Here is a 423-nt window from a genome sequence, read left to right as displayed (position 1 = left end):
AGCGACCAGCACGTGCACATCACCACCGATCTTGGCGGCAGCGGCGACAGTGTTCAGGGTGGCCGGGGCTACGGCACCTTTTTCGTGTTCAGCGACAACCAGGATAGTCATTTAGATTACCTTCGCTTCGTTCTTCAGCTTCTCGACCAGTTCGGCCACCGATTTGACCTTGATGCCGGCGCTGCGGGCAGCCGGCGCTTCGACTTTCAGGGTCTTGTTGGTGGAGGCGAGGGAAACGCCCAGCGCGTCTGGAGTAACGGTTTCCAGCGGCTTCTTCTTGGCCTTCATGATGTTCGGCAGCGACGCGTAGCGTGGCTCGTTCAGGCGCAGGTCGGTGGTGACGATGGCTGGCAGGTTCAGCGAAACAGTCTGCAGGCCGCCATCGATTTCACGGGTGACGTTCAGCTTGTCGCCAGCGACTTC

General features: G+C 60.0%; 1 protein-coding gene and 1 pseudogene. Both read right to left on the bottom strand.

Translation table 11 applies throughout. The annotated features are described in order from the left end of the window. Nucleotides 1-111, bottom strand: a pseudogene (locus ACLEJU_RS28710) (electron transfer flavoprotein subunit alpha/FixB family protein); the annotation flags it as partial. After that, nucleotides 112-423, bottom strand: a 312-nt coding sequence (locus ACLEJU_RS28705; protein WP_421958259.1) for an electron transfer flavoprotein subunit beta/FixA family protein, incomplete at its 5' end; no start/stop codon positions are given. It lies immediately after the preceding pseudogene.

Source organism: Pseudomonas sp. SMN11, assembly GCF_052041945.1.
GTDB lineage: Bacteria > Pseudomonadota > Gammaproteobacteria > Pseudomonadales > Pseudomonadaceae > Aquipseudomonas.
The sequence above is the reverse complement of the archived record's forward strand: the minus strand, read 5'-3'. Positions and strand labels throughout refer to the sequence as shown.